Annotated in this window: 26 protein-coding genes and 1 pseudogene; 15 read left to right on the top strand and 12 right to left on the bottom strand. The window is 70.4% G+C overall.

What is annotated here, in order from left to right:
* Nucleotides 1–563, top strand: a pseudogene (locus GA0115242_RS36745) (glucose-6-phosphate isomerase); the annotation flags it as partial.
* A 103-nt stretch (nt 564–666) separates the two neighbouring features.
* Here GA0115242_RS36745 and pgl read toward each other — a convergent pair.
* From pgl to tkt, 5 genes are read right to left on the bottom strand one after another with little or no spacing between them, the layout of a single operon-like run.
* Complete coding sequence (pgl, locus tag GA0115242_RS36740; protein WP_093835996.1) at nt 667–1449, bottom strand: 6-phosphogluconolactonase; 783 nt, start codon at nt 1447–1449, stop codon at nt 667–669.
* Nucleotides 1446–2564, bottom strand: a complete 1119-nt coding sequence (gene opcA, locus GA0115242_RS36735; protein WP_093835995.1) for a glucose-6-phosphate dehydrogenase assembly protein OpcA — start codon at nt 2562–2564, stop codon at nt 1446–1448. The genes pgl and opcA overlap by 4 nt, the downstream gene beginning before the upstream one ends.
* The gene (zwf, locus tag GA0115242_RS36730) at nt 2561–4084 is read right to left on the bottom strand and encodes a glucose-6-phosphate dehydrogenase (RefSeq protein ID WP_093835994.1); all 1524 of its coding nucleotides are present in this window, start codon (nt 4082–4084) and stop codon (nt 2561–2563) included. The genes opcA and zwf overlap by 4 nt, the downstream gene beginning before the upstream one ends.
* A 4-nt stretch (nt 4085–4088) precedes the next feature.
* The gene (gene tal / locus GA0115242_RS36725; RefSeq protein WP_093835993.1) at nt 4089–5207 is read right to left on the bottom strand and encodes a transaldolase; all 1119 of its coding nucleotides are present in this window, start codon (nt 5205–5207) and stop codon (nt 4089–4091) included.
* A gap of 33 nt (nt 5208–5240) precedes the next feature.
* Complete coding sequence (tkt, locus tag GA0115242_RS36720; RefSeq protein ID WP_093835992.1) at nt 5241–7328, bottom strand: transketolase; 2088 nt, start codon at nt 7326–7328, stop codon at nt 5241–5243.
* 347 nt (nt 7329–7675) lie between these two features.
* Between tkt and GA0115242_RS36710 the strand changes: the two genes are divergently transcribed.
* The gene (locus tag GA0115242_RS36710; protein WP_370672347.1) at nt 7676–8662 is read left to right on the top strand and encodes a heme o synthase; all 987 of its coding nucleotides are present in this window, start codon (nt 7676–7678) and stop codon (nt 8660–8662) included.
* A gap of 91 nt (nt 8663–8753) precedes the next feature.
* Entirely contained in the window at nt 8754–9098 is a 345-nt protein-coding gene (locus tag GA0115242_RS36705) for a hypothetical protein (protein WP_093835990.1), read from the top strand.
* A 78-nt stretch (nt 9099–9176) separates the two neighbouring features.
* Here the strand turns inward: GA0115242_RS36705 and GA0115242_RS36700 are convergent, their stop codons facing one another.
* From GA0115242_RS36700 to GA0115242_RS36685, 4 genes are all read right to left on the bottom strand, one after another.
* Nucleotides 9177–10193, bottom strand: a complete 1017-nt coding sequence (locus tag GA0115242_RS36700; protein WP_093835989.1) for a COX15/CtaA family protein — start codon at nt 10191–10193, stop codon at nt 9177–9179.
* Nucleotides 10194–10319: 126 nt separating this feature from the next.
* A complete protein-coding gene (locus GA0115242_RS36695; RefSeq protein WP_202556437.1) occupies nt 10320–11036 on the bottom strand; it encodes an ABC transporter permease in 717 nt (238 codons plus the stop codon).
* A 53-nt stretch (nt 11037–11089) separates the two neighbouring features.
* On the bottom strand, nt 11090–12013 hold the full coding sequence (locus tag GA0115242_RS36690; protein ID WP_093835987.1) for an ABC transporter ATP-binding protein: 924 nt from the start codon (nt 12011–12013) through the stop codon (nt 11090–11092).
* An 11-nt stretch (nt 12014–12024) separates the two neighbouring features.
* Complete coding sequence (locus tag GA0115242_RS36685) at nt 12025–12819, bottom strand: aminoglycoside N(3)-acetyltransferase (protein ID WP_202556435.1); 795 nt, start codon at nt 12817–12819, stop codon at nt 12025–12027.
* 217 nt (nt 12820–13036) lie between these two features.
* Between GA0115242_RS36685 and GA0115242_RS36680 the strand changes: the two genes are divergently transcribed.
* Genes GA0115242_RS36680 through GA0115242_RS36645 form a run of 8 tightly spaced genes read left to right on the top strand, consistent with a single transcriptional unit; the run spans nt 13037 to nt 19612 of the window.
* Entirely contained in the window at nt 13037–13789 is a 753-nt protein-coding gene (locus tag GA0115242_RS36680) for a helix-turn-helix transcriptional regulator (protein ID WP_093835985.1), read from the top strand.
* Nucleotides 13786–15210: a Fe-S cluster assembly protein SufB gene (gene sufB, locus GA0115242_RS36675; protein WP_093835984.1), complete on the top strand. Its 1425-nt coding sequence runs from the start codon at nt 13786–13788 to the stop codon at nt 15208–15210. Before GA0115242_RS36680 ends, sufB begins: the two co-directional genes overlap by 4 nt.
* A 56-nt stretch (nt 15211–15266) precedes the next feature.
* On the top strand, nt 15267–16451 hold the full coding sequence (gene sufD, locus GA0115242_RS36670) for a Fe-S cluster assembly protein SufD (protein WP_093835983.1): 1185 nt from the start codon (nt 15267–15269) through the stop codon (nt 16449–16451).
* A complete protein-coding gene (locus GA0115242_RS36665; RefSeq protein WP_093835982.1) occupies nt 16448–16780 on the top strand; it encodes a bifunctional 3-phenylpropionate/cinnamic acid dioxygenase ferredoxin subunit in 333 nt (110 codons plus the stop codon). Before sufD ends, GA0115242_RS36665 begins: the two co-directional genes overlap by 4 nt.
* Before the next feature lie 7 nt (nt 16781–16787).
* Complete coding sequence (gene sufC, locus GA0115242_RS36660; protein WP_093835981.1) at nt 16788–17555, top strand: Fe-S cluster assembly ATPase SufC; 768 nt, start codon at nt 16788–16790, stop codon at nt 17553–17555.
* Nucleotides 17552–18808 (top strand): cysteine desulfurase, encoded by a 1257-nt coding sequence (locus GA0115242_RS36655; RefSeq protein WP_093835980.1) that lies wholly within the window; start codon nt 17552–17554, stop codon nt 18806–18808. The genes sufC and GA0115242_RS36655 overlap by 4 nt, the downstream gene beginning before the upstream one ends.
* Nucleotides 18809–18824: 16 nt before the next feature.
* The gene (gene sufU / locus GA0115242_RS36650; protein WP_093835979.1) at nt 18825–19277 is read left to right on the top strand and encodes a Fe-S cluster assembly sulfur transfer protein SufU; all 453 of its coding nucleotides are present in this window, start codon (nt 18825–18827) and stop codon (nt 19275–19277) included.
* Nucleotides 19274–19612 (top strand): metal-sulfur cluster assembly factor, encoded by a 339-nt coding sequence (locus GA0115242_RS36645; RefSeq protein WP_093835978.1) that lies wholly within the window; start codon nt 19274–19276, stop codon nt 19610–19612. The genes sufU and GA0115242_RS36645 overlap by 4 nt, the downstream gene beginning before the upstream one ends.
* Nucleotides 19613–19672: 60 nt before the next feature.
* On the opposite strand, the gene GA0115242_RS36640 is transcribed toward GA0115242_RS36645, so the two are convergent.
* Nucleotides 19673–20521 (bottom strand): AbfB domain-containing protein, encoded by an 849-nt coding sequence (locus GA0115242_RS36640; protein ID WP_093835977.1) that lies wholly within the window; start codon nt 20519–20521, stop codon nt 19673–19675.
* A 223-nt stretch (nt 20522–20744) separates the two neighbouring features.
* Here GA0115242_RS36640 and GA0115242_RS36635 point away from each other — a divergent pair, with 223 nt between their 5' ends.
* From GA0115242_RS36635 to dapD, 3 genes are read left to right on the top strand one after another with little or no spacing between them, the layout of a single operon-like run.
* Nucleotides 20745–21065 (top strand): DMT family transporter, encoded by a 321-nt coding sequence (locus GA0115242_RS36635; RefSeq protein ID WP_093835976.1) that lies wholly within the window; start codon nt 20745–20747, stop codon nt 21063–21065.
* Nucleotides 21065–21637, top strand: coding sequence for a TetR/AcrR family transcriptional regulator (locus tag GA0115242_RS36630; protein WP_093835975.1), 573 nt, complete (start codon nt 21065–21067; stop codon nt 21635–21637). Before GA0115242_RS36635 ends, GA0115242_RS36630 begins: the two co-directional genes overlap by 1 nt.
* A 38-nt stretch (nt 21638–21675) precedes the next feature.
* Nucleotides 21676–22665, top strand: a complete 990-nt coding sequence (gene dapD / locus GA0115242_RS36625) for a 2,3,4,5-tetrahydropyridine-2,6-dicarboxylate N-succinyltransferase (protein ID WP_093835974.1) — start codon at nt 21676–21678, stop codon at nt 22663–22665.
* 558 nt (nt 22666–23223) lie between these two features.
* Here the strand turns inward: dapD and GA0115242_RS36620 are convergent.
* Nucleotides 23224–23769: a hypothetical protein gene (locus GA0115242_RS36620; protein ID WP_141721893.1), complete on the bottom strand. Its 546-nt coding sequence runs from the start codon at nt 23767–23769 to the stop codon at nt 23224–23226.
* 439 nt (nt 23770–24208) lie between these two features.
* Between GA0115242_RS36620 and GA0115242_RS36615 the strand changes: the two genes are divergently transcribed.
* The gene (locus tag GA0115242_RS36615; RefSeq protein ID WP_093835972.1) at nt 24209–24760 is read left to right on the top strand and encodes an HD domain-containing protein; all 552 of its coding nucleotides are present in this window, start codon (nt 24209–24211) and stop codon (nt 24758–24760) included.
* Here the strand turns inward: GA0115242_RS36615 and GA0115242_RS36610 are convergent, their stop codons facing one another.
* The gene (locus tag GA0115242_RS36610; protein ID WP_093835971.1) at nt 24761–25231 is read right to left on the bottom strand and encodes an NUDIX hydrolase; all 471 of its coding nucleotides are present in this window, start codon (nt 25229–25231) and stop codon (nt 24761–24763) included. It abuts the gene before it with no gap.
* Nucleotides 25232–25343: the final 112 nt, after the last annotated feature.

Genomic DNA, 25343 nt, shown 5'->3' with positions numbered 1-25343 from the left:
ACGTGGGCCGGGACGGGCAGGAGGTCGACTGGCAGACGGGGCCCGTGGTGTGGGGCACGCCCGGCACCAACGGGCAGCACGCCTACTACCAGTTGATCCACCAGGGCACCAAGCTCATCCCGGCGGACTTCATCGGGTTCGCCGAGCCGGTGGCCGAGTTGAGCGACGGGCTGAAGGCGCAGCACGACCTGCTGATGGCGAACTTCTTCGCGCAGACCCAGGCCCTCGCCTTCGGCAAGACGCCCGACGAGGTCCGTGCCGAGGGCGTCCCGGAGGAGCTGGTCGCGCACAAGACGTTCAAGGGCGACCACCCCACCACCACGATCCTGGCCCGGGAGCTGACCCCGTCGGTGCTCGGCCAGCTCATCGCCCTCTACGAGCACAAGGTGTTCGTGCAGGGCGCGGTGTGGAACATCGACTCCTTCGACCAGTGGGGCGTGGAGCTGGGCAAGGTCCTCGCCAAGCGCGTCGAACCCGCCCTGACCGAGGGCGCCCAGGTACCCGGCCTGGACGCGTCGAGCACCGCGCTGGTCGCCAAGTACCGCGAGCTGCGCGGCCGTTAGGGAACCCCGCCGGGACCAGGTCCCGGCGGCCCCACCACGCACGGGTGCGGCGGAGGCCCGAGAGCCTCCGCCGCACCGTCGGTCACCGTGCCACCGGTCCGCCCTACGGCGACGCCGGCGGGTACAGCGAGCGGGGCAGCCGGGAGGCCGCCGCCGCGTCCAGCAGCCACAGGGTGCGCTGCCTGCCCTGGGCGCCCGCCGCCGGGGCCTGGATCTCGCCCGCGCCGGACAGGGCGATCTGCGCCGCCTCCGCCTTGTCCTCGCCCGCCGCGAGCAGCCACACCTCGCGGGCCGCCCGGATCGCCGGCAGGGTGAGGCTCACCCGGGTCGGCGGGGGCTTGGGCGCGCCGTGCACGCCGACCACCGTGCGCTCCGTCTCCCGGACCGCGGGCAGCTCCGGGAAGAGCGACGCCACGTGGGTGTCCGGGCCGACGCCGAGCATCAGCACGTCGAAGGTCGGCACCGGTCCGTGGCTTTCCGGGCCGGCGGCCCGCGCCAGCTCCGCCGCGTACGCTTCGGCCGCCGCGTCGACGTCCGAGCCGTACGGCCCGTCGGAGGCGGGCATGGCGTGCACGCGCTCCGGGGCGAGCGGCACCGCGTCCAGCAGGGCCTCGCGGGCCTGCGTGACATTGCGCTCCGGGTCGCCCTCCGGCAGGAACCGCTCGTCGCCCCACCACAGGTCGAGGCGGGTCCAGTCGACGGCGTCCCGGGCGGGTGCCGTCGCCAGCGCGGCCAGCAGGCCGTTGCCGTTGCGGCCGCCGGTGAGGACCACGGACGCGGAGCCCCGGGAGGCCTGCGCGTCCACGATCTTCGTGATGAGGCGGGCCGCGGCGGCCTGCGCCATCAGCTCCTTGTCGCGGTGCACGACCAGCTGCGGCGTGTTCACTTCGCCGTCGCCTTCTTCGCGGCGGCCTTCTTGGCGGGTGCCTTCGGGGCCGTCGCCGACGGGGCGGCGGACGAGGCCGACGGAGCCCGTCCGGACTCCGCGCTCCCGTCGCCGTCCGCCTTCTTCGCGGCGGCCTTCCCGGCTTCCGCCTCGGCCTCGGCCTGCGCTTCGGCCTCCGCCTTCTCCGCCTCCGCGCTCAGCCGGTCCACGCCGAAGCGCAGCGCCGACGCGTAGGTGTCGTCCGGGTCGAGCCTGCGCAGTTCCTCCGCGATCAGCTCGGCCGTCTCGCGCCGCTTCAGCGCGACCGCGCGGTCGGGCTGGCCCTCGATGGAGAGGGTCGCGAGCGAACCGTCGGCGCGGTCCAGGACGATCGGGCCGCAGTCGGTGTGCATACGGACCGCGGTGAGGCCGGGGCCCGAGGAGAGCGACCGCTTCACCGGCACGTCGAGCCGGTCCGCGAGCCACATCGCCAGCAGCTCGCAGCTCGGGTTGAACTCCTCGCCCTCCACCTCGACCCCGGCGACCTCGCAGGTGACCTGGTCGAGGGCGGCGGCCAGCATCGAGCGCCAGGGCGTGATGCGGGTCCAGGAGAGGTCGGTGTCGCCGGGGGTGTACGTGTCGGCGCGAGCGGTGAGGTCCCGGACCGGCTGCTCGGACGCGTAGGTGTCCGTCACCCGGCGCTGGGCCAGCGCGCCCAGCGGGTCCTTCGCGGGATCCAGCGGCGCCTCCACCGGCCACCAGACCACCACCGGGGCGTCCGGCAGCAGCAGCGGCAGCACGACGGACTGCGCGTGGTTGACGACTTCGCCGTACAGGCGCAGCACCACCGTCTCGCCGGTGCCCGCCTCGGCGCCCAGCCTGACCTCGGCGTCCAGGCGGGACGTCGTGCGGTCGCGGGAGGTGCGCGAGACGCGCCGGATGACGACGAGGGTGCGCGAGGGGTGCTCGCGGGAGGCGTCGTTCGCCGCCTTGAGGGCGTCGTACGCGTTCTCCTCGTCGGTGACGATGACCAGGGTGAGCACCATGCCGACGGCGGGGGTGCCGATGGCGCGGCGGCCCTGGACCAGCGACTTGTTGATCTTGCTGGCCGTGGTGTCCGTGAGGTCTATCTTCATGGCCGGCGCCAGCTCCGTCCGTCTCGCTCCAGCATCTCGTCCGCCTCGACCGGCCCCCAGGTGCCGGACGGGTACTGGGCGGGCTTGCCGTGCTTGTCCCAGTACTGCTCGATCGGGTCGAGGATCTTCCAGGACAGCTCGACCTCCTCGGTGCGCGGGAAGAGGTTCGAGTCGCCCAGCAGCACATCGAGGATGAGCCGCTCGTACGCCTCGGGGCTGGACTCGGTGAAGGACTCGCCGTAGGCGAAGTCCATCGACACGTCCCGGATCTCCATCGAGGTGCCGGGCACCTTCGAGCCGAACCGGACCGTGACGCCCTCGTCGGGCTGGACGCGGATGACGATCGCGTTCTTGCCCAGCTCCTCCGTCGCCGTGTGGTCGAAGGGGGAGTGCGGCGCCCGCTGGAAGACCACCGCGATCTCGGTGACCCGGCGGCCGAGGCGCTTGCCGGTGCGCAGGTAGAAGGGGATGCCCGCCCAGCGGCGGTTGTCCACCTCCAGCTTCACGGCCGCGTAGGTGTCGGTCTTCGACTTGGGGTCGATGCCCTCCTCCTGGAGGTAGCCGACCGCCTTCTCGCCGCCCTGCCAGCCCGCCGCGTACTGCCCGCGCACGGTGTCGCGGCCCAGGTCCTTCGGCAGCCGCACCGCGCCGAGGACCTTGGTCTTCTCGGCGGCGAGCGCGTCCGCGTCGAAGGCCGCGGGCTCCTCCATGGCGGTCAGCGCCATGAGCTGGAGCAGGTGGTTCTGGATGACGTCACGGGCGGCGCCGATGCCGTCGTAGTACCCGGCCCGGCCGCCGATGCCGATGTCCTCGGCCATCGTGATCTGGACGTGGTCCACGAAGGACCGGTTCCAGATCGGCTCGAACATGGTGTTGGCGAAGCGGAGCGCCAGGATGTTCTGGACGGTCTCCTTGCCGAGGTAGTGGTCGATGCGGAAGACCTGGTCGGGCGCGAAGACCTCGTGCACGACCTTGTTCAGCTCCTCGGCCGACTTCAGGTCGTGGCCGAACGGCTTCTCGATCACCGCGCGCCGCCAGGAGCCGTTGCTCTGGTCGGCGAGACCGTGCTTCTTCAGCTGCTGGATGACCACCGGGAAGGAGCGCGGCGGCACCGACAGGTAGAAGGCGAAGTTGCCGCCCGTGCCCTGGGCCTTGTCCAGCTCCTCGATGGTGGCGCGCAGCCGCTCGAACGCGTCGTCGTCGTCGAAGGTGCCCTGGACGAAGCGCATCCCCTGGATGAGCTGCTGCCAGACCTCCTCACGGAACGGCGTGCGCGCGTGCTCCTTGACGGCGTCGTGGACCTCCTGTGCGAAGTCCTCGTTCTGCCATTCGCGGCGTGCGAAACCCACCAGGGAGAAGCCCGGCGGCAGCAGCCCCCGGTTGGCGAGGTCGTACACGGCGGGCATCAGCTTTTTACGTGACAAATCGCCCGTGACGCCAAAGATGACCAGGCCCGACGGCCCCGCGATGCGCGGGAGCCGTCGGTCTGCGGGGTCACGCAGCGGGTTGCTGCTCGACAACGTTTCAGCCCTCCGACGGGGCGAGGCGCTTGAGTTCCGCCTCGGTGGACTTGAGCAGGTCGTTCCAGGACGCCTCGAACTTCTCGACGCCCTCGTCCTCCAGGAGCTGCACCACGTCGTCGTACGAGATCCCGAGCTTCTCGACGGCGTCGAGGTCGGCGCGGGCCTGCGCGTACGTCCCGACGACGGCGTTGCCGGTGATCTCGCCGCTCTCCTCGGTCGCCTGGAGCGTGGCCTCCGGCATGGTGTTCACCGTGTTCGGCGCCACCAGGTCGTCGACGTACAGGGTCGGCTTGTAGGCCGGGTCCTTCACGCCGGTCGACGCCCACAGCGGGCGCTGCTTGTTGGCGCCCGCGGCACCCAGCGGCGTCCAGCGGTCCGAGGAGAAGACCTCCTCGTACGCCTGGTAGGCGAGCCGCGCGTTGGCGACGGCGGCCTTGCCGCGCGCGGCGCGGGCCTCGTCGGTGCCCAGCGCGTCGATCCGCTTGTCGATCTCGGTGTCGACCCGGGAGACGAAGAAGGACGCCACCGAGTGGATCAGCGAGAGGTCGAGGCCGCGCTCCTTGGCCTTCTCCAGACCGGCCAGGAAGGCGTCCATGACCTCGCGGTAGCGCTCCAGCGAGAAGATCAGCGTGACGTTGACGCTGATGCCGAGGCCGATGACCTCGGTGATCGCCGGCAGACCCGCCTTGGTGGCCGGGATCTTGATGAGCGTGTTGGGGCGGTCGACCAGCCAGGCGAGCTGCTTGGCCTCGGCGACCGTCGCCTTGGTGTCGTGCGCCAGGCGCGGGTCGACCTCGATGGAGACCCGGCCGTCCTGGCCGCCGGTGGTGTCGAAGACCGGGCGCAGGATGTCGGCGGCGTCGCGGACGTCCGCCGTCGTGATCATGCGGACGGCCTCCTCCACCGTGACCCGGCGGGCGGCGAGGTCGCTGAGCTGCTGCTCGTAGCCGTCGCCGCCGCTGATCGCCTTCTGGAAGATCGACGGGTTGGTGGTGACGCCCACGACGTGCTGCTGGTCGATCAGCTCGGCGAGGTTGCCGGACGTGATCCGCTTGCGCGACAGGTCGTCCAGCCAGATCGCGACGCCCTCCTCGGAGAGGCGCTTGAGTGCGTCTGTCATGGAATTACATCTCCTACGTGTCGTGGGTGGGCGTCAGCGCCGCGCGGCTTCGATGGACTCCCGCGCCTGGGCGGCCACGTTCTCGGCAGTGAAGCCGAACTCGCGGAAGAGGACCTTGCCGTCCGCGGAAGCGCCGAAGTGCTCCAGGGAAACGATGCGACCGGCGTCCCCGACGTACTTGTGCCAGGTGAGACCGATACCGGCCTCCACCGCGACCCGTGCCGTCACCGACGGCGGCAGCACGCTGTCCCGGTACCCCTGGTCCTGCTCCTCGAACCACTCCACGGACGGCATCGACACGACCCGGGTGGGGACGCCGTCCGCCTGGAGCAGCTCGCGCGCCTCGACGGCGAGGTGCACCTCGGAGCCGGTGGCGATCAGCACGGCCTCGGGCGCACCGCCGTCGGCCTCGAACAGGACGTAGCCGCCCTTCGCGGCGTCGTCGTTCGCCTCGTACGCCGGCACGCCCTGGCGGGTGAGGGCCAGACCGTGCGGGGCGCCCTTGCCGAAGACCTTGGTGTGGCGGCGGAAGATCTCGCGCCAGGCGATCGCCGTCTCGTTGGCGTCGGCCGGGCGGACCACGTTCAGGCCCGGGATCGCGCGCAGCGACGCGAGGTGCTCGACCGGCTGGTGGGTCGGGCCGTCCTCGCCGAGGCCGATGGAGTCGTGCGTCCACACGTAGGTGACCGGCAGGTGCATGAGCGCCGACAGCCGCACCGCGTTGCGCATGTAGTCGGAGAAGACGAGGAACGTACCGCCGTAGACACGGGTGTTGCCGTGCAGGGTGATGCCGTTCATCTCGGCGGCCATCGAGTGCTCGCGGATGCCGAAGTGCACGGTGCGGCCGTAAGGGTCCGCCTCCGGCAGCGGGTTGCCCGCCGGGAGGAACGAACTGTCCTTGTCGATCGTCGTGTTGTTCGAGCCGGCCAGGTCGGCCGAGCCGCCCCACAGCTCGGGGACGATCGCGCCGAGCGCCTGGAGCACCTTGCCGGAGGCGGCCCGGGTGGCGACACCCTTGCCGGTCTCGAAGACCGGGAGCTTCTCCTCCCAGCCCGCGGGCAGCTCGCCCGCGCTGATCCGGTCGAACTCGGCGGCGCGCTGCGCGTCGGCGCTCCGCCACTGCTGGAACGACGCCTCCCACGCGGCCTTGGCCTCACGGCCGCGCTCCAGCGCCTGCCGGGTGTGCTTGAGGACGGCGTCGTCGACCTGGAACGTCTGCTCGGGGTCGAAGCCCAGGACCCGCTTGGTCGCGGCGACCTCGTCGTCGCCGAGCGCCGAGCCGTGCGCGGCCTCGGTGTTCTGCGCGTTCGGGGCGGGCCAGGCGATGATCGAGCGCATCGCGATGAAGGACGGCCTGTCCGTCACCCGCTTCGCGGCCTCGACGGCGTCGTAGAGGGCGTGCGGGTCGAGGTCGCCGTCCGGCTTCGGGGCGACGCGCTGCACGTGCCAGCCGTACGCCTCGTACCGCGCGACGGTGTCCTCGGAGACGGCCGTCTCGGTGTCGCCCTCGATCGAGATGTGGTTGTCGTCCCACAGCAGGATCAGGTTGCCCAGCCGCTGGTGGCCCGCGAGCGAGGACGCCTCGGCGGAGATGCCCTCCTGGAGGCAGCCGTCACCGGCGATGGCGTAGATGTAGTGGTCGAAGGGCGACTCGCCCTGCGCGGCCTCGGGGTCGAACAGACCGCGCTCGTAGCGGGCGGCCATCGCCATGCCCACCGCGTTGGCGACACCCTGGCCGAGCGGTCCCGTCGTCGTCTCGACGCCCGCGGTGTGCCCGTACTCGGGGTGGCCGGGGGTCTTCGAGCCCCAGGTGCGGAACGCCTTCAGGTCGTCGAGCTCCAGGCCGAAACCGGCCAGGAAGAGCTGCGTGTAGAGGGTCAGCGACGAGTGCCCGGCGGAGAGCACGAAGCGGTCGCGGGCGACCCACTCCGGGTCGGCGGGGTCGTGCCGCATCACCTTCTGGAAGAGGGTGTAGGCGGCGGGAGCCAGGCTCATCGCCGTACCGGGATGGCCGTTGCCGACCTTCTGTACGGCATCGGCGGCCAGGACGCGGGCGGTGTCCACGGCCCGCTGGTCCAACTCGGTCCACTCGAGGTCTGTGGTGGTCGGCTTGGTGCTCACCCTGAGTCAGGGCTCCTCTCCACATGTTCGAATGCCGGTGCACGGAGCGCCCACCGGCCGTTGTCGAGCCTACCCCCGTGAGAACGCGCATTTTTTCGAGTCATTCCAGACTGCCGGGACTCTCGGGGATCCGCCTCTCGACTGGTCACGATCGGCTTCGGCAACTGAATACGGACCTGCTCATCCGAGTGCTCAATCGAGCCTCTCCGCGCCCCGAAGAAGGGCCTCCCCAACACGACCCCACCCCCGCGAAGATCGGGGTGTGGGCAACGTCTACAGTGGCGTGGTACGCGCGGGCCTTTACCGGGACTTCACGGGGCGGGGCTTGCTGGGATGTCTCTGTAGGGGTGTGCGTGACGGCCGTCGAATCCCGTCCTGGTGGCACCACCCAGGCCTATAAGGCTCTGGGGAAGGGTGCGCCCGGGGCGAGCCGGAGCTCGGGTCACCGGCCGTTCGGGGCCCGTGTCAAAGCGTTCGTGGCGCTGACCAAGCCGCGGATCATCGAGCTCCTGCTCATCACCACCGTTCCGGTGATGTTCCTCGCCCAACAGGGCGTGCCCGACCTGAAGCTGGTGCTTCTCACCTGCTTCGGCGGCTACCTCTCGGCGGGGGGTGCCAACGCGCTCAACATGTACATCGACCGTGACATCGACGCGCTGATGGACCGCACCGCGCAGCGGCCGCTGGTCACCGGAATGGTCAGTCCGCGTGAATGCCTCGCCTTCGGCATCACCCTCGCGGTGGTCGCCACGCTGCTGTTCGGACTCACCGTCAACTGGCTGTCCGCCTGGCTCAGCCTCGGGGCGCTCCTTTTCTACGTGGTCGTCTACACGATGATCCTCAAGCGGCGCACCTCGCAGAACATCGTCTGGGGCGGCATCGCCGGCTGCATGCCGGTGCTGATCGGCTGGTCCGCGGTGACCGACTCGGTCTCCTGGGCGCCGGTCGTCCTCTTCCTGGTGATGTTCTTCTGGACGCCGCCGCACTACTGGCCGCTCTCCATGAAGGTCAAGGACGACTACGCCCGGGTCGGCGTCCCGATGCTGCCGGTCATCGCCTCCAACAAGGCGGTCGCCAAGCAGATCGTCATCTACAGCTGGGTGATGGTGCTCGTCTCCCTGCTGCTGACCCCGCTCGGGTACACCGGCTGGTTCTACACGACCGTGGCGCTGGCCGCGGGCGGCTGGTGGCTGTGGGAGGCGCACGCCCTCCACAACCGGGCCAAGTCCGAGCGGACCGGCGGCAAGCTCAAGGAGATGCGGCTGTTCCACTGGTCCATCACCTATGTGTCGCTGCTCTTCGTGGCGGTCGCGGTGGACCCCTTCCTGCGCTAGCGCGGCACCGACCCTGACGGGCGGGGCGCGTGGTCGACACCACGCACCCCGCCCGTCGCCGTATCCCCTACCCGTCGGTAGCATCCTGGCCATGGCAGACACGCAGCAGGACGGGAACGGGACCGACCCCAAGGCGGAGCGGACGGTGGCCAGACTCGCCCGCCGGATCGAGACCTTCGCCGCGGCGCACGGCGGGGCCGAGGCGCAGGTGGCCTACATCGGGGAGCGCGGCAGCCGGATCGTGCTGGTCGGCGAGGACGGCGACTGGGGCGACCTGGTGGCCCCCGGCCAGGAGATCGCCGAACAGGCCGTGGCCAGGGCGGGCGTCACCGTCCACGAGAGCTTCGACGGCGAGTTCGCGGCCAAGGTGCGCACCGGCCCGTACGAGTGGTCCCGGATGGCCGGGATCCAGGTGGGCGGTCCGCGCAACACCTGACCCCACACGGGACGACCGCCGGCCCTCACGGGGTCTCGGCGGTCGTCCGGGCCGGGCGGGTCAGGTCGGCCGCGGCCGTCAGCCCCGGGTGCCCGCCGTCATCTCGGCGGCCTGGCCGGGCAGTTCCACGGGGCCGGTGAGGGCGGGCCGTTCGCGCAGCGCGAGCAGCACCCGCAGCACCCCGATCCAGACCAGGCCCGAGCCGAGCATGTGCAGGCCGACCAGCACCTCGGGCAGGTCGGTGAAGTACTGGACGTACCCGATGACGCCCTGCGCGAGCAGGATCAGGAACAGGTCGCGGGTGCGGTCCGCCGGCTCCTTCGGGGCGTCCACCGCGCGCAGCACGAACCAGAGGGCGAACGTCAGCGTCACGACGATCCACGCCAGCACGGCGTGCAGCTTGCTGACCGTCTCCCAGTCCAGCGGCATCCGCTCGACCTCGCTGGAGTCACCGGCGTGCGGACCGGAGCCGGTCACCACCGTGCCCACCGCGATGAGCAGCACCGACGCGGCGACCAGGAACCACACGAGCTGCCGCACCGCCTTGCCGACCAGCGGACGCGGCGCGCCGTCACCCTCACGGGTGCGCTGCCACATCACCGTGGCGACGGCGATGAGCGCCGAGGAGAGCAGGAAGTGGGCCGCGACCGTGTACGGGTTGAGGCCGACCAGCACCACGATCCCGCCGAGGACCGCGTTGCCCATCACGACCCAGAACTGCGCCCAGCCGAGCCGGGTCAGACCGCGCCGGCGGGGCTTCTCGGCGCGGGCCGCGACGATCGCCCACCCGACCGCCGCGCACAGCACGTACGTCAGCATGCGGTTGCCGAACTCGATGACGCCGTGCACGCCCATGGCGCTGGTCGTGGTGAGGGAGTCCTCGGTGCACTTGGGCCAGGTCGGGCAGCCGAGCCCGGAGCCGGTCAGCCGCACCGCGCCACCGGTGACCACGATCACCACCGACATGACGAGGGCGGCCAGGGCCGCGCGGCGCACGGTCGCGGGGGAGGGCGTCCAGCGGGCGGCGATGAAGGCGAGCGGGTTGCGGGCGGCGGCCACGGCGTCGGCGCGGGTCAGGTTCGGCACGTCCACCATCGTAGGGCGAGGCTTGTGCACGCTTTCACGAGGGTCCCCCGCGGCCGCGCCGCGCCGGGTGCGACGGCCGTCGGCGCCACCGTCGGCCGGGCTGCTCACCGCGACCCGCCGCGCGCTGCCGCGCCGCTACTCCCAGCGGAAGAAGCGGGCCGCCGCCGTCAGGCCCACGACCGCCCAGCCGGCCAGGACGCCCAGGTCGGCCCAGGGCGTTCCGGCGCCGTGCTGGAGCACCGCGCGCAGACCGTCGGAGAGGGCCGAGACCGGCAGCAGGCCGAGCACGTCCCTGACCCCCGGCGGGAACTTGTCCAGCGGCACGATGACCCCGCCGCCCACCAGCAGCAGCAGGAAGACCAGGTTGGCGGCGGCCAGGGTCGCCTCCGCCTTCAGGGTGCCCGCCATCAGCAGGCCGAGCCCGGAGAAGGCGGCCGTGCCCAGCACCAGCAGGAGCAGCACGGAGAACGGGTCTCCGTGCGGCGACCAGCCCAGGGCGAACGCGACGGCCGTCAGCAGGATCACCTGGAGCACCTCGGTGACCAGCACCGACAGCGTCTTCGCGGTCATCAGGCCCCAGCGCGGCAGCGGGGAGACGGCGAGCCGCTTCAGGACGCCGTAACGCCGTTCGAAGCCGGTCGCGATGGCCTGTCCGGTGAACGCCGTGGACATGACGGCCAGGGCCAGGACGCCGGGGGCGAGGAAGTCGACGAACGGGCCCGCGCCGGTGTCCACGATGTCGACGGAGGAGAACAGCACCAGCAGCAGGGTGGGGATCACCACGGTGAGCAGCAGCTGCTCGCCGTTGCGCAGCAGCATCCGCGTCTCCAGGGCCGCCTGCGCCGCGATCATGCGGGGCAGCGGGGCCGCGCCGGGCCGCGGTGCGTACGGGCCTGCGGTGGTGGTCACGAGCGCAGCTCCTTGCCGGTCAGCTCCAGGAAGACGTCTTCGAGGGTGTGCCGCTCCACCGAGATGCGGTCCGGCATCACCCCGTGCTGGGCGCACCAGGAGGTCACCGTCGCCAGCAGTTGCGGGTCGACCTCCCCGGCGACCCGGTAGGAGCCCGGCGTCAGCTCCACCGCGCTGGAGTCCGCGGGGAGCGCCTTGAGGAGGGAGCCGACGTCGAGGCCGGGACGTCCGCCGAAGCGCAGGGTGTTCTCCGCGCCGCCGCGGCACAGCTCCTCGGGGGAGCCGTGGGCGATGACCCGCCCGGCGTCGATGATCGCGACGTCGTCGGCGAGCTGTTCGGCCTCGTCCATGTGGTGGGTGGTGAGGATGACGGAGACGCCGTCGGCGCGCAGGTCGCGCACCAGGTCCCAGGTGGCGCGTCGGGCCTGCGGGTCGAGCCCGGCGGTGGGCTCGTCCAGGAAGACCAGCTCGGGCCGCCCGACGACCGCCATGGCCAGGGCGAGCCGCTGCTGCTGCCCGCCGGACAGGCGCCGGTAGGCGGTGCGGCCGCAGGAGCCGAGGCCCAGGCGTTCGACGAGGGCGTCCACGTCCAGCGGGTGGGCGTGCAGCCGGGCGACGTGGCGCAGCATCTCGTCGGCCCGCGCGCCGGAGTAGACCCCGCCGGACTGGAGCATGACGCCGATCCTGGGGCGCAGCTCGGCGGCCTGGCGCACCGGGTCGAGCCCGAGCACCCGGACCGTCCCCGCGTCCGGCTTCCGGTACCCCTCGCAGATCTCGACGGTGCTGGTCTTGCCCGCGCCGTTGGGTCCGAGGACGGCGGTCACGCCCGCCTCGGCCACCAGGTCGAGGCCGTCCACCGCGGTTCTGGTGCCGTACCTCTTCACCAGGGCCTGCACCTGGACCACGGGCTCGCTTCGCATGGGTCCAGAGTCTAGGGACGCGGCCCGGGTCCGGGTGCGGCGGGTGCGGGATCTCCACCCGAGGGGGGTTCCTCGGCCCGTGAGCGGTGCGTCGCGAGCCACCGCTCGGCGTAGGCCACCGCGTCCGCGAGCGGGAACAGGCGGGTCTCGGCGGCGCCGACCCGGCCGCGCGCGACGGGCCGGTCGCGTTCGAAGTCGTGGCCGAGTTCGTCGAAGCGCTCCGAGGTGATGGACACCTCGGTGAGGACGTCCCAGCCGCCGCCGGGCGCCGGGCGGCCGATGGGGACCAGCGGCGCCGGGATCCGGTACTCGGCGAGGTGGAAGCCGGTGCAGGTGTCGTACCCGGTGCCCAGCATCAGCACCCGGGCGCCCAGCTCCTCCAGGCGGGCCAGCGGGCTGCGCTCGCCGAGACGGCAGTCGGGGGCGTGCCCCTCGACGACGTGCGCGGCCCGCGGCCCGAGGGCGGCGAAGGAGGTGTGCGGGTGGGCGCTGCGCAGGGCGCCCGGCCAGGTGCGGACGGTCTCCGGGAGCACGCCGACGCCGCGCGAGCGGGTGGTGCGCGGGTCGTACGCGGGCATGCTGGCGCGGATCGGCTCCCACCAGTCGCGGGGCACCGGGGGCCTGGTCCACAGGGCGGGGTCGGAGAGGTCGCCCGAGTGGGCCGGGACCACGAGGGTGCCGTCGGGACCGAGGGCGTCCAGGAGCCCGTGGACGACGGCGACGGCGCCGCCGTTGACCCAGCCGAGGCGGGAGAGGGAGGAGTGCGTCAGCAGGGTGTCGCCGCGCGCCACGCCGAGCCGGCGCAGCTCGGCGGAGAGGCTGTCCCGGGTGACGAGGGGGCCGGTCGGGGCGGGGTGGGCATGGGGCCCGAGTCTCCCGGAAGGGGCCTGGTCACGCCAGTGCCGTGCTCGGCCGGTGATCGTTTCCGCAGGTCAGATTAGGTAAACCTAAGTGACGCAGGGCACCGCCGGTCGGCCCCGCCGTGGCTTGCCCGGCCCTGAGGAATTACGCAACAATGGCGTTGTGAAAAACGTCGGCGAGGCTCGGGAGACCCCCACGGGGGCCCCGCAGGAGGAGCTCGCGACCGGTGAGCGGTCCACCCGCAACCGCGTCGCGCGATCCATCCTGGACCACGGCCCCTCCACCGTCGCCGTGCTGGCCGGGCGCCTCGGCCTCACCCAGGCCGCCGTCCGGCGCCACCTGGACGCCCTGGTCGCCGACGACGTCGTCGAGGCCCGCGAGCAGCGGGTCTACGGCGCGCGCACCCGGGGGCGGCCCGCCAAGGTCTTCGCCCTCACCGACTGCGGCCGCGACGCCTTCGACCAGTCCTACGACAAGCTCGCCGCCGACGCCCTGCGCTGGATCCAGGAGCGCTGCGGCGGGGACGAGGCGGTCGTCGCCTTCGCCCGCGCCCGGATCGCCGAACAGGCCGCCGCCTACCGCGAGGCCATCGCCGCCGCGGCCCCCGAGGACCGCACGGCGGCCCTGGCCAAGGCGTTGAGCGCGGACGGGTACGCTGCTACGGCGCGCAGCGCGCCGTTCCCGCAACGGGGCGAGCAGCTCTGCCAGCACCACTGCCCGGTCGCCCATGTCGCCGAGAAGTTCCCCCAGCTCTGCGAGGCGGAGACGGAGATCTTCTCCCAGCTGCTCGGCACCCATGTCCAGCGGCTGGCGACCATCGCGCACGGTGACGGCGTCTGCACGACGTTCATCCCCAAGAATCTGCCGACCACTGATCACGCATCCGCAAGCACCGCCGGGAGGAACCCCGCATGACGCTCCCCATCGAGGAGACCGCCCACCCCGAGCTCGAGGGCCTGGGCACCTACGAATACGGCTGGGCCGACTCCGACGTGGCCGGTGCCTCTGCCAAGCGCGGGATCAACGAGGACGTCGTCCGCGACATCTCCGCCAAGAAGTCGGAGCCCGAGTGGATGACCAAGCTCCGGCTCAAGGGCCTGAAGCTGTTCGAGAAGAAGCCCATGCCGAACTGGGGCTCCGACCTCTCGGGCATCGACTTCGACAACATCAAGTACTTCGTGCGCTCCACGGAGAAGCAGGCGGAGTCCTGGGAGGACCTGCCCGAGGACATCAAGAACACGTACGACAAGCTCGGCATCCCCGAGGCGGAGAAGCAGCGCCTGGTGGCCGGTGTCGCGGCCCAGTACGAGTCCGAGGTCGTCTACCACCAGATCCGTGAGGACCTGGAGGAGCAGGGCGTCATCTTCCTCGACACCGACACCGCCCTGCGCGAGCACCCCGAGCTGTTCAAGGAGTACTTCGGGACCGTCATCCCGGTCGGCGACAACAAGTTCGCGTCGCTGAACTCGGCCGTGTGGTCCGGCGGTTCCTTCATCTACGTGCCGAAGAACGTGCACGTGGAGATCCCGCTCCAGGCCTACTTCCGCATCAACACGGAGAACATGGGCCAGTTCGAGCGGACCCTGATCATCGTCGACGAGGGTGCCTACGTGCACTACGTCGAGGGCTGCACCGCCCCGATCTACAAGTCCGACTCGCTGCACTCCGCGGTCGTCGAGATCATCGTCAAGAAGAACGCGCGGTGCCGCTACACGACCATCCAGAACTGGTCGAACAACGTCTACAACCTGGTCACCAAGCGCGCCGTCGCCTACGAGGGCGCCACCATGGAGTGGGTCGACGGCAACATCGGCTCCAAGGTGACCATGAAGTACCCGGCCGTCTACCTGATGGGCGAGCACGCCAAGGGCGAGACGCTCTCCATCGCCTTCGCGGGCGAGGGCCAGCACCAGGACGCCGGTTCCAAGATGGTCCACATGGCGCCGAACACGTCGTCGAACATCGTCTCCAAGTCGGTGGCGCGCGGCGGCGGCCGCACCTCCTACCGCGGTCTCGTCGAGATCGGCGAGGGCGCCCACGGCTCCAAGTCGAACGTGCTCTGCGACGCCCTGCTCGTCGACACCGTCTCGCGCTCCGACACGTACCCGTACGTCGACGTCCGCGAGGACGACGTGTCCATGGGCCACGAGGCGACCGTCTCCAAGGTCTCCGACGACCAGCTCTTCTACCTGATGAGCCGCGGTATGACGGAGTTCGAGGCGATGGCCATGATCGTGCGCGGCTTCGTCGAGCCGATCGCGAAGGAGCTGCCGATGGAGTACGCCCTCGAACTCAACCGGCTGATCGAGCTGCAGATGGAAGGCGCGGTCGGCTGAGCGCCCGCCGCACCCTCCCGCCCGTCCCGTCCTAGAAAGCGAGCACTACGACAGCCATGGCTGAGGCTCAGAACTCCCCGGTGGGCTCCACCACCGCCGGCGCCATCGCGGTGGCCGCCGAGTCGACCGTCGCGACCCGCATGAGCGCGCCCCCCTCTTTCGACGTCGCGGACTTCCCGGTCCCGCACGGCCGTGAGGAGGAGTGGCGGTTCACCCCGCTGGAGCGCCTGCGCGGACTGCACGACGGCACCGCCGTCGCGACCGGCGAGGGCGTGAAGACCGCCGTCGAGGCCCCCGAGGGCGTCGGCGTCGAACTCGTCGGCCGCGACGACGCCCGGATCGGCCGCGGCGGTGTCCCGGCCGACCGGGTCGCCGCCCAGGCCCACTCGGCGTTCGAGCTGGCCTCCGTGGTCACCGTCCCCAAGGAGACGGTGCTCACCGAGCCGATCCGGATCACCGTGCACGGCGAGGGCGGGGTCGCCTACGGCCACCAGGTCGTCGAGCTGGGGGCCTTCGCCGAGGCCGTCGTCGTCATCGACCACACCGGTGACGCGGTGCTCGCCGCCAACGTCGACTACATCCTCGGCGACGGCGCCAAGCTGACCGTGGTCTCCGTCCAGGACTGGGACGACAAGGCCGTCCACGTCGGCCAGCACAACGCGCTGGTCGGCCGGGACGCCACCTTCAAGTCCGTCGTCGTCACCTTCGGCGGCGACCTGGTCCGGCTGCACCCGCGGGTCGCCTACGCGGGCCCCGGCGGCGAGGCCCAGCTGTTCGGCCTCTACTTCACCGACGCCGGGCAGCACCAGGAGCACCGCCTGCTCGTCGACCACAACACCCCGCACTGCACCTCGAACGTCGTCTACAAGGGCGCCCTCCAGGGCCAGGACGCGCACGCGGTCTGGATCGGCGACGTGCTGATCGAGGCCAGGGCGGAGGGCACCGACACCTACGAGATGAACCGCAACCTCGTCCTCACGGACGGCGCGCGGGTCGACTCGGTGCCGAACCTGGAGATCGAGACCGGCGAGATCGTCGGCGCCGGGCACGCCTCCACCACCGGCCGCTTCGACGACGAGCAGCTCTTCTACCTGATGGCGCGCGGCATCCCGGAGAAGGACGCCCGCCGCCTGGTGGTCCGCGGCTTCTTCGCCGAACTCGTCCAGCAGATCGGCGTCCCGGACATCGAGGAGCGCCTCCTCGCGAAGATCGCGGAGGAGCTGGAGGCGTCGGTCGCATGACCACCTTCGTACGCGCCTGCGAGCTGGGCGAGCTGGACGAGGACACCCCCAGGCGGGTGGAACTCGACGGCACGCCCGTCTCCGTCGTCCGCACCGGGGGAGAGGTGTACGCGATCCATGACATCTGCTCCCACGCGAACGTCTCGCTCTCGGAGGGCGAGGTGGAGGACTGCCAGATCGAGTGCTGGCTGCACGGCTCCGCGTTCGACCTCCGCACCGGCAAGCCGTCCGGCCTGCCCGCGACGCGCCCCGTCCCCGTTTACCCCGTAAAGATCGAAGGGGGCAGCGTCTTTGTCGACGTCCACGCCTCCCTCACCCAGGAGTCCTGAGGCACCCATGGCAACGCTTGAAATCCGAGACCTGCACGTCACCGTCGAGGCCGACAACGCCACGAAGGAGATCCTCAAGGGCGTCGATCTCACCGTGAAGCAGGGCGAGACGCACGCCATCATGGGCCCCAACGGCTCCGGCAAGTCGACCCTCGCCTACTCCCTCGCCGGTCACCCGAAGTACACGATCACCGGCGGCACCGTCCTGCTCGACGGCGAGGACGTCCTGGAGATGTCCGTCGACGAGCGCGCCCGCGCGGGCCTGTTCCTGGCGATGCAGTACCCGGTCGAGGTGCCCGGCGTCTCGGTCTCCAACTTCCTGCGCACCTCCGCCACCGCGATCCGCGGCGAGGCCCCCAAGCTGCGCACCTGGGTGAAGGAGGTCAAGGAGGCCATGCAGCGCCTCAACATGGACCCCTCCTTCGCCGAGCGCAACGTCAACGAGGGCTTCTCCGGCGGTGAGAAGAAGCGCCACGAGATCCTTCAGCTGGAGCTGCTCAAGCCGAAGGTCGCGATCCTCGACGAGACCGACTCCGGCCTCGACGTCGACGCCCTGCGCATCGTCTCCGAGGGCGTCAACCGGGTCCGCGAGTCCGGTGAGGTCGGCACCCTGCTGATCACCCACTACACGCGCATCCTGCGCTACATCAAGCCCGACCACGTCCACGTCTTCTCCGGTGGCCGGATCGTCGAGTCCGGCGGCGCCGAGCTGGCCGACAAGCTGGAGGACGAGGGCTACGAGGCGTACACGACGAAGGGCGGCGCATCCGCGTGACACAGATGCCGGGCCTCCTCGACACCGAGGCGATCCGCAAGGACTTCCCCATCCTGGACCGTCAGGTCCACGACGGGCGCAAGCTCGTGTACCTGGACAACGCGGCGACCTCGCAGAAGCCGCGCCAGGTGCTGGACGCCCTGAGCGAGTACTACGAGCGGTACAACGCCAACGTCCACCGCGGTGTGCATGTGCTCGCCGAGGAGGCCACGGCACTGTACGAGGGCGCGCGGGACAAGGTCGCCGCGTTCGTCAACGCCCCCAGCCGCGACGAGGTGATCTTCACCAAGAACGCCTCCGAGTCCCTCAACCTCGTGGCCAACATGCTCGGCTGGGCCGACGAGCCCTACCGGGTCGACCACGAGACCGAGATCGTCATCACGGAGATGGAGCACCACTCCAACATCGTGCCGTGGCAGCTGCTCGCGCAGCGCACCGGCGCGAAGCTGAAGTGGTTCGGCCTCACCGACGACGGCCGCCTCGACCTGTCGAACATCGAGGAGGTCATCAACGAGAAGACGAAGATCGTCTCCTTCGTGCTGGTCTCCAACATCCTCGGCACCGTCAACCCGGTCGAGGCCATCGTGCGGCGGGCCCAGGAGGTCGGCGCGCTGGTCTGCATCGACGCCTCCCAGGCCGCCCCGCACATGCCGCTCGACGTGCAGGCGCTCCAGGCCGACTTCGTGGCCTTCACCGGCCACAAGATGTGCGGTCCGACCGGCATCGGCGTGCTGTGGGGCCGCCAGGAGCTGCTGGAGGACCTTCCGCCGTTCCTCGGCGGCGGCGAGATGATCGAGACGGTGTCGATGCACTCGTCGACGTACGCCCCCGCGCCGCACAAGTTCGAGGCGGGCACCCCGCCGATCGCGCAGGCGGTCGGTCTCGGCGCGGCCATCGACTACCTGGACGCGATCGGCATGGACCGCGTCCTCGCCCACGAGCACGCGCTGACGGAGTACGCCGTCCGCCGTCTCGCCGAGGTGCCCGACCTGCGGATCATCGGCCCGACCACGGCCGAGGACCGGGGCGCCGCGATCTCCTTCACGCTCGGTGACATCCACCCGCACGACGTGGGTCAGGTCCTCGACGAGGAGGGCATCGCGGTCCGGGTCGGCCACCACTGCGCGCGGCCGGTCTGCCTGCGGTACGGAATTCCCGCGACCACGCGAGCGTCGTTCTATCTGTACTCCACGCCGGCCGAGATCGACGCGTTGGTCGACGGCCTGGAGCACGTACGGAACTTCTTCGGCTGAGGGGCGTGCTGAGATCGTGAAGCTGGACTCGATGTACCAGGAAGTCATCCTGGACCACTACAAGCACCCGCACGGGCGTGGTCTGAGGGACGGCGACGCCGAGGTGCACCACGTCAACCCGACGTGCGGCGACGAGATCACCCTGCGTGTGAAGTACGACGGCACGACGATCACGGACGTCTCCTACGAGGGGCAGGGCTGTTCGATCAGCCAGGCGTCCGCGTCGGTGCTCAACGATCTGCTGGTCGGCAAGGAGCTCGCGGACGCGCAGAAGGTCCAGGAGACCTTCCTGGAGCTGATGCAGTCCAAGGGCAGGATCGAGCCCGACGACGCGATGGAGGAGGTACTGGAGGACGCGGTCGCGTTCGCCGGGGTCTCCAAGTACCCGGCCCGGGTCAAGTGCGCACTGCTGAGCTGGATGGCTTGGAAGGACGCGACGGCCCAGGCGTTCGAAAGGAAGACGGCATGAGCGACACCGAGACCGTGGGAATGAAGCCCGCCTCCGAGGAGGAGGTCCGCGAGGCCCTCCTCGACGTCGTCGACCCCGAACTGGGCATCGACGTCGTCAACCTCGGCCTCATCTACGGCGTGCACATCGACGACGCGAACATCGCGACCATCGACATGACCCTGACGTCGGCGGCCTGTCCGCTGACCGACGTGATCGAGGACCAGGCCAAGTCCGCCACCGACGGCCTCGTCAGCGAACTGCGCATCAACTGGGTCTGGATGCCGCCGTGGGGCCCGGACAAGATCACGGACGACGGACGCGAGCAGCTCCGGGCGCTGGGGTTCAACGTCTGAGCCACCGCGCACCGCACGTCGGCGACGGCCGCACCCCGCGAGGGTGCGGCCGTCGCCTTGTCACGGGGCACGCGTGCCCAGGCCGTCCACCAGCCGGAACGCCGAGTCGGCGCGGTAGAGGGGGTCGTACCGGAACGGGTCGAGGCGCAGCAGGAAGTCGCGGTGGCGCAGGAAGCGCCCGGGGAAGTTCACCGACTCCAGCACGACCGCGCCGGAGACCTCCGCGGGGCGCGCGCAGAAGGTCGCGTCCTTCTCGAACAGGGCGGAGCCGTCGTCGTGTTCGGCGCGCAGCACGAAGTCGCGGTGGCGCAGATAGCCGCCGTCGGCCGTCGCGAAGGAGGAGCAGGAGCTGTCCGCGAGGCCCTTGACCAGCTTGAAGGTGGCGTCCGCGCGGTCGCGTGCCGAGCCGACCGGGTCGAGCCGCACCAGGCCGCCCGTGACGTGCCAGAAGCGGTCGGGCTGGTTGACCGAGCGCAGTGAACGCCAGGTAGCGGAGGGCTCCGGCACCGCCGTCGGGCTCGTGCGCGGGGCGGACGGGGCGGCGGGGGCGGACGGGGTCGCCGAGCGGTGCGCCGGTGCGTCCGGGGTCCGCGGGGTCCGTTCGCCGTCGGCCGCCTTCTCGTCCGTCTCGCCCGCCGGGGAGGCGGCCTCGCTCGGGGACGGCGAGCCGAAGGAGATCAGGCCGGGTTCGGTGACCTGGTCCGAGGGGGCGGGAGCGGCGGTGGTGCGCTCGGGGCGGTCGCGGTGGCGGTCGGTGACCGATATCGCGGTCGCGCAGGCGGCGACGGTGGCCAGCGCGAGCACCCCGGCCAGCCAGAGTCTTCGGGTCCCGGGGGTGCGGGCGGTGTCGGGGGTCCAGCCGGTGTCCCACGGGTGGTCCTGCGGGGGCCGGGGGGTCTGTTCAGGCATGCGGAATTCCTCCAGCGGCGCCCGAGGCGGCGGCCGGGGATGTGAGGGGGGCGTAGGTGAGCGGTGAAACACTAGTGGAGCCCGGGGGGTGCGGGGAGCGCTTTCAGTGAGCGGTTTCCATGAACGGTGACCATCTTCCCGAGATGCCGGTTCCTCCGGCTCCCGGCCGCGGGCACGGCCGAACGGGTCCTGCGCCGGTCCCTCGTTATGTACGCTCGTCCACATGGGATACCTGTTGCTCGGCGCGGCCATCGCCGCCGAGGTCGGCGCGACGACCGCCATGAAGTACACCGACGGCTTCACCAGGCTGGGACCCTCCCTGCTGACCGTCCTCGGGTACGTCGTCTCCTTCGCGCTGCTCGCCCAGACCCTCAAGACGGTCTCCGTCGGCAGCGCCTACGCGATCTGGTCCGGCGCGGGCACCGCCGCCATCGCCACCATCGGCATGGTCTTCCTGGGCGAGGGGATGACCGTCACCAAGGCCGCCGGGATCGCCCTGATCATCGTCGGCGTCGTCGTGCTCAACCTGGGCGGCGCGCACTGATGGCCCGCCGCTACGACCCCGACCGCCGCCAGCGGATCATCGACGCCGCGATCCGGGTCGTCGGCGCGAAGGGCCTCGCCGGACTCAGCCACCGCTCCGTCGCCGCCGAGGCCGACGTGCCGCTCGGCTCGACCACCTACCACTTCGCCACCCTCGACGACCTCATGGTGGCCGCCCTCCGCCAGGCCAACGAGGGCTTCGCAGCCGTCGTCCGCGACCGGGACGCCCTCACCGGCCCGGGGGCCGACCTGGCCGCCGGACTCGCCGCCCTGCTCGGGGAGTGGCTCGGCGGCGACCGCACCGGCGTGGAGCTGGAGTACGAGCTGTACCTGGCCGCCCTGCGCCGACCCGCGCTGCGCCCGGTGGCCGCGGAGTGGACCGACGACCTCGCCGCACTCCTCGCCGCCCGCACCGACCCCGTCACCGCCCGCGCCCTGGTGGCCGTCCTGGACGGCGTCTGCCTCCAGGTCCTGCTCACCGGCACGCCCTACGACGAGGCGTACGCCCGCGAGATCCTCGCCAGGGTGGCCGCGGCGCCGGGCGGACCGCGTCCTGAGACACCGTCGCCGTGAGTTCGCCTCCGCCCGTCCCGGCCGGTTAGGTTGCCCTCATGACCGACACGACTGCTCCTCGCACCACCGGCGCCGCGGCCGCCGGCCTCGCCACGATCGCCGCCGACGGCACCGTTCTCGACACCTGGTACCCCGCGCCCGCGCTGGCGGAGGAGCCGGGACCGGCCGGCACCGAGCGGCTCGACGCCGACCGCACCCGCGAACTGCTGGGCGAGCACGGCGTGGCGGCCCTCGGCAAGGACGACATCCGTGGCGTCGAGATCGTCGCGGTCCGCACGGTCATCTCCTCCCTGGACGACAAGCCCCTCGACACCCACGATGTCTGGCTCCGCCTCCACCTGCTCTCGCACCGCCTGGTGCGGCCCAACGAGCAGAACCTGGACGGCATCTTCGGCTTCCTCGCCAACGTCGTCTGGACCTCCCTCGGCCCGGTCGCCGTGGACACCCTGGAGACCGTCCGGCTCGCCGCCCGCGCCCGGGGTCTGCACCTCGGCGTGACCGGCGTCGACAAGTTCCCGCGCATGACCGACTACGTCGCCCCGGCCGGTGTCCGGATCGCCGACGCCGACCGGGTCCGCCTCGGCGCGCACCTGGCCGCGGGCACCACGGTCATGCACGAGGGCTTCGTCAACTTCAACGCGGGCACCCTCGGCACCTCCATGGTCGAGGGCCGCATCTCGCAGGGCGTCGTCGTCGGGGACGGCGCCGACATCGGCGGTGGCGCGTCCACGATGGGCACCCTCTCCGGCGGCGGCAAGGAGCGCGTGCGCATCGGCGAGCGCAGCCTGGTCGGCGCGGAGGCGGGCGTCGGCATCGCGCTCGGCGACGACTGCGTGGTCGAGGCGGGGCTCTACCTCACCGCGGGCACCAAGGTCACCCTGCCCGACGGCCAGATCGTCAAGGCCCGCGAGCTGTCCGGCGCCGACAACATCCTCTTCCGCCGCAACTCGGTCACCGGCGCCGTCCAGGCCGTGCCGAACAACGCGGAGTGGGCGGGCCTCAACGACGTGCTGCACAGCCACAACTGATCATCGGCGGCCGTGACCTGCGGCTGCCTTATCGGTCAACGCCCTGACCTGCTGCTGAGCTGTCGGTAGCTGTCGACGTTGGTCAACACTGAGCGCCCTTCCACGGCCCTAGGACGGCCCGGGAGGGCGCTCGTGCGTGAGGGTCCGACGTCGCTGCTCGCCTCGTCTATAACGTGGTGCCGTCCTGTGTAGTCAATTTTTCGTTGACAAGCTTGAGATCTTGAACGGAGACCTTCGGGTCCCTCACCTGTGTCGTTGCGGGCCGAGGAGTCCTTCTAGGCCCGGATAACATTTTCCTGTTTTGAGAACCCGCCCCTTACGAGTGCCACTATTGATTCGTCGGTAGCAGTATTCCGGAAGGTGAAGGGGTGGAACTGCTAATGCGAACCTCTCGATACGGGAAAATCGTGACCGTAGCGCGCGCTCTGAATTTGAGTATGTTCGTTCAAATTGGGCTACTAATTGCCTGTTTGCAATTCGTTAGCTCGGAGCAGATGGCGGCCGTTTCGGGAATGCTACTGCTGATCCAACAAGCCCACGTCCAGGGCGGGGTCGGGTCTAGTTCTCGTCCTCAGGATCCTGTACGACTTCCTCAGGGAGGTCCGCATCAAACGCAATCCAGCGGAATGCTAGATTCAGGTTCATGAGGTGGTTCTCGTGCCTGTCTTGGGCGTCTATGATGTAGCCGAAACGCGCCTGGCGGCGGTGATTCATGTGATTCTTTTCGGCTTCTCCCTTGCCTCCGGCGAGGCGGATGAAGCGCTGTTCTGCGGATTGCCTGCTTTGCATGGCCATGGCATCAGCTATCTCGCGAAACGTGATCCCTCGTCGTCGAGCCTCTCGGAGCAGTCGCTCCTCCGAAGTCTCCAGTAATACCTGCATTTCAGCCACCAGCGTCAGAGCGTCGAGCATGTCCTGATCCGTTCTGCGTGTTCCCTGGGGCGGGTGTGACATGATTGAGATGAACGCGGCGACGTCGATCATAAAATGCCGCGCTTCTTGGAATTTCTTTTCATGTCGTTTGGATAGCCGAATGCAGGCGCGTACTGCTTGGTGAGGCAGCCAGGTATACCGATCCATTCTGTTCTGATCGCGAGGAGTCATGCGGCAACTCTAGATCCGCCAGGTGGGGCGGAAGTCCTCTTCAGAGAAGGTCGGCGGAGCGGCCTTGGGCTGGAGTTGCTTTGGGGCGAGTGATCATGGCCCGTTAAGTTGATGGCGAGGCGGGCAGTCTGTGAGGCTGCCCGTTAAAGCACGACGTTGGGCCATGATCTTAGAGGCTCGCCCCAAAGTGGCTGCCTAAAGCCGTGGAGCCGACCGCCCCAGTCACAGAGGGTGTTCCCTGACCTTGCCCGCATGCACGCAGCGGGCCGCCGGGCCCGGCCAGCCGGGGCGCAGACAGGAGGCAGGCCGGGCCGCTGAGGCGGCCCGTGCCCGCGCTGTGCGCGGGCCTTGATGAAGTAGGGAAAGTTCCACCGCACCAGGGGCCTCGTTGGCATCGCCGGACTGTCCTGCGCTCCGCGGCTCGGATGCGGTGCGATTCATGCCTCTTGCACTGGACACGCCTCAGGGAGCGGCCGATCTGGCCGATTCTCTCTTGCCCCCGCTCGGTAACCGCTGGCTCCACACTCAGGCTGTTGCTGCACGGGCACGCGATGCTGTGGCGGCTGTGCCGGAGGATGAGCGCGATCTCCTCGTCGCCGCGGCGTGGTTGCACGACATCGGCTACGCGCCGGAGCTGCGCGAGACCGGGTTCCATCGGCTTGGCGGGGCCCGTCACCTTGAATCCTTGGGGGCTCCCGACCGGCTCGTACGGCTAGTCGCCCATCACTCCGGTGCTGTGTATGAGGCTGAACAGCGCGGCCTGTCGGCGGAGTTGGCCGTCTACGAGCGGGAAGACTCGCCCCTCCTCGATGCGCTTATCTACGCTGACATGACGACCGGGCCCGCCGGCCAAAACTTCGACTTTGATCGTCGGATCGACGAGATCCTGGTGCGGTACGAGCCCGGAAGTGAAGTGCACAACGCGATCAGCAAGGCCCGGCCGTACCTCGGGGCCGCGGTCGAACGCACTCGTAGTCGCATCGCTGCCTAGTCACCCGATGTAGGGCTCGGAGCGGTTGGACAGGCCGTGCTCGATCTGCATCCGCATAGACGGATGGATGTTCAGCTCGCCCAGCTGCTCCGAGTCGACGAAGACGACTTCCTTGCTTTCGCTGCTTGTTCGGGGCTCGCCACCGAGGATGCGGGCCGTGAAGCAGATCGAGAACTGTTGGCGGACCTCGCCATCGTCGTAGGCCATGACGTGAGCCGGGCCGGTGTAGAGACCGACCACGCGCGTCACCTCGACATCGATCCCGGTCTCTTCCTTGGTCTCCCGAACGGCGGCGTCTGCGACGGACTCGCCGATCTCCACATCGCCGCCGGGGAGTGCCCACAGGTCGTTATGCGTCTTGCGGATCATGAGGACATGACCGGCGTCGTTGACGGCAACAGCCATCACGGAGGGGACGATGCTGTTCGCCATCGGGGCGTTCGGATCGTTGACGTAGTCGATGCGGGCCATGCCTCCAGCTCGCATGTCCGCAGGGTGCACGCTCCTACGCGGGGTGACCACCATCCAAGGCGTAGTCGAAGCTCCGCATGTAATCGGCCGGAGTGGTGACCTTCGAGCAGTA

The sequence above is a fragment of the Streptomyces sp. SolWspMP-5a-2 genome (assembly GCF_900091845.1).
Taxonomy (GTDB): domain Bacteria; phylum Actinomycetota; class Actinomycetes; order Streptomycetales; family Streptomycetaceae; genus Streptomyces; species Streptomyces doudnae.
Note: the sequence above shows the minus strand (reverse complement) of the source record. Positions and strands in the feature narration are given on the sequence as shown.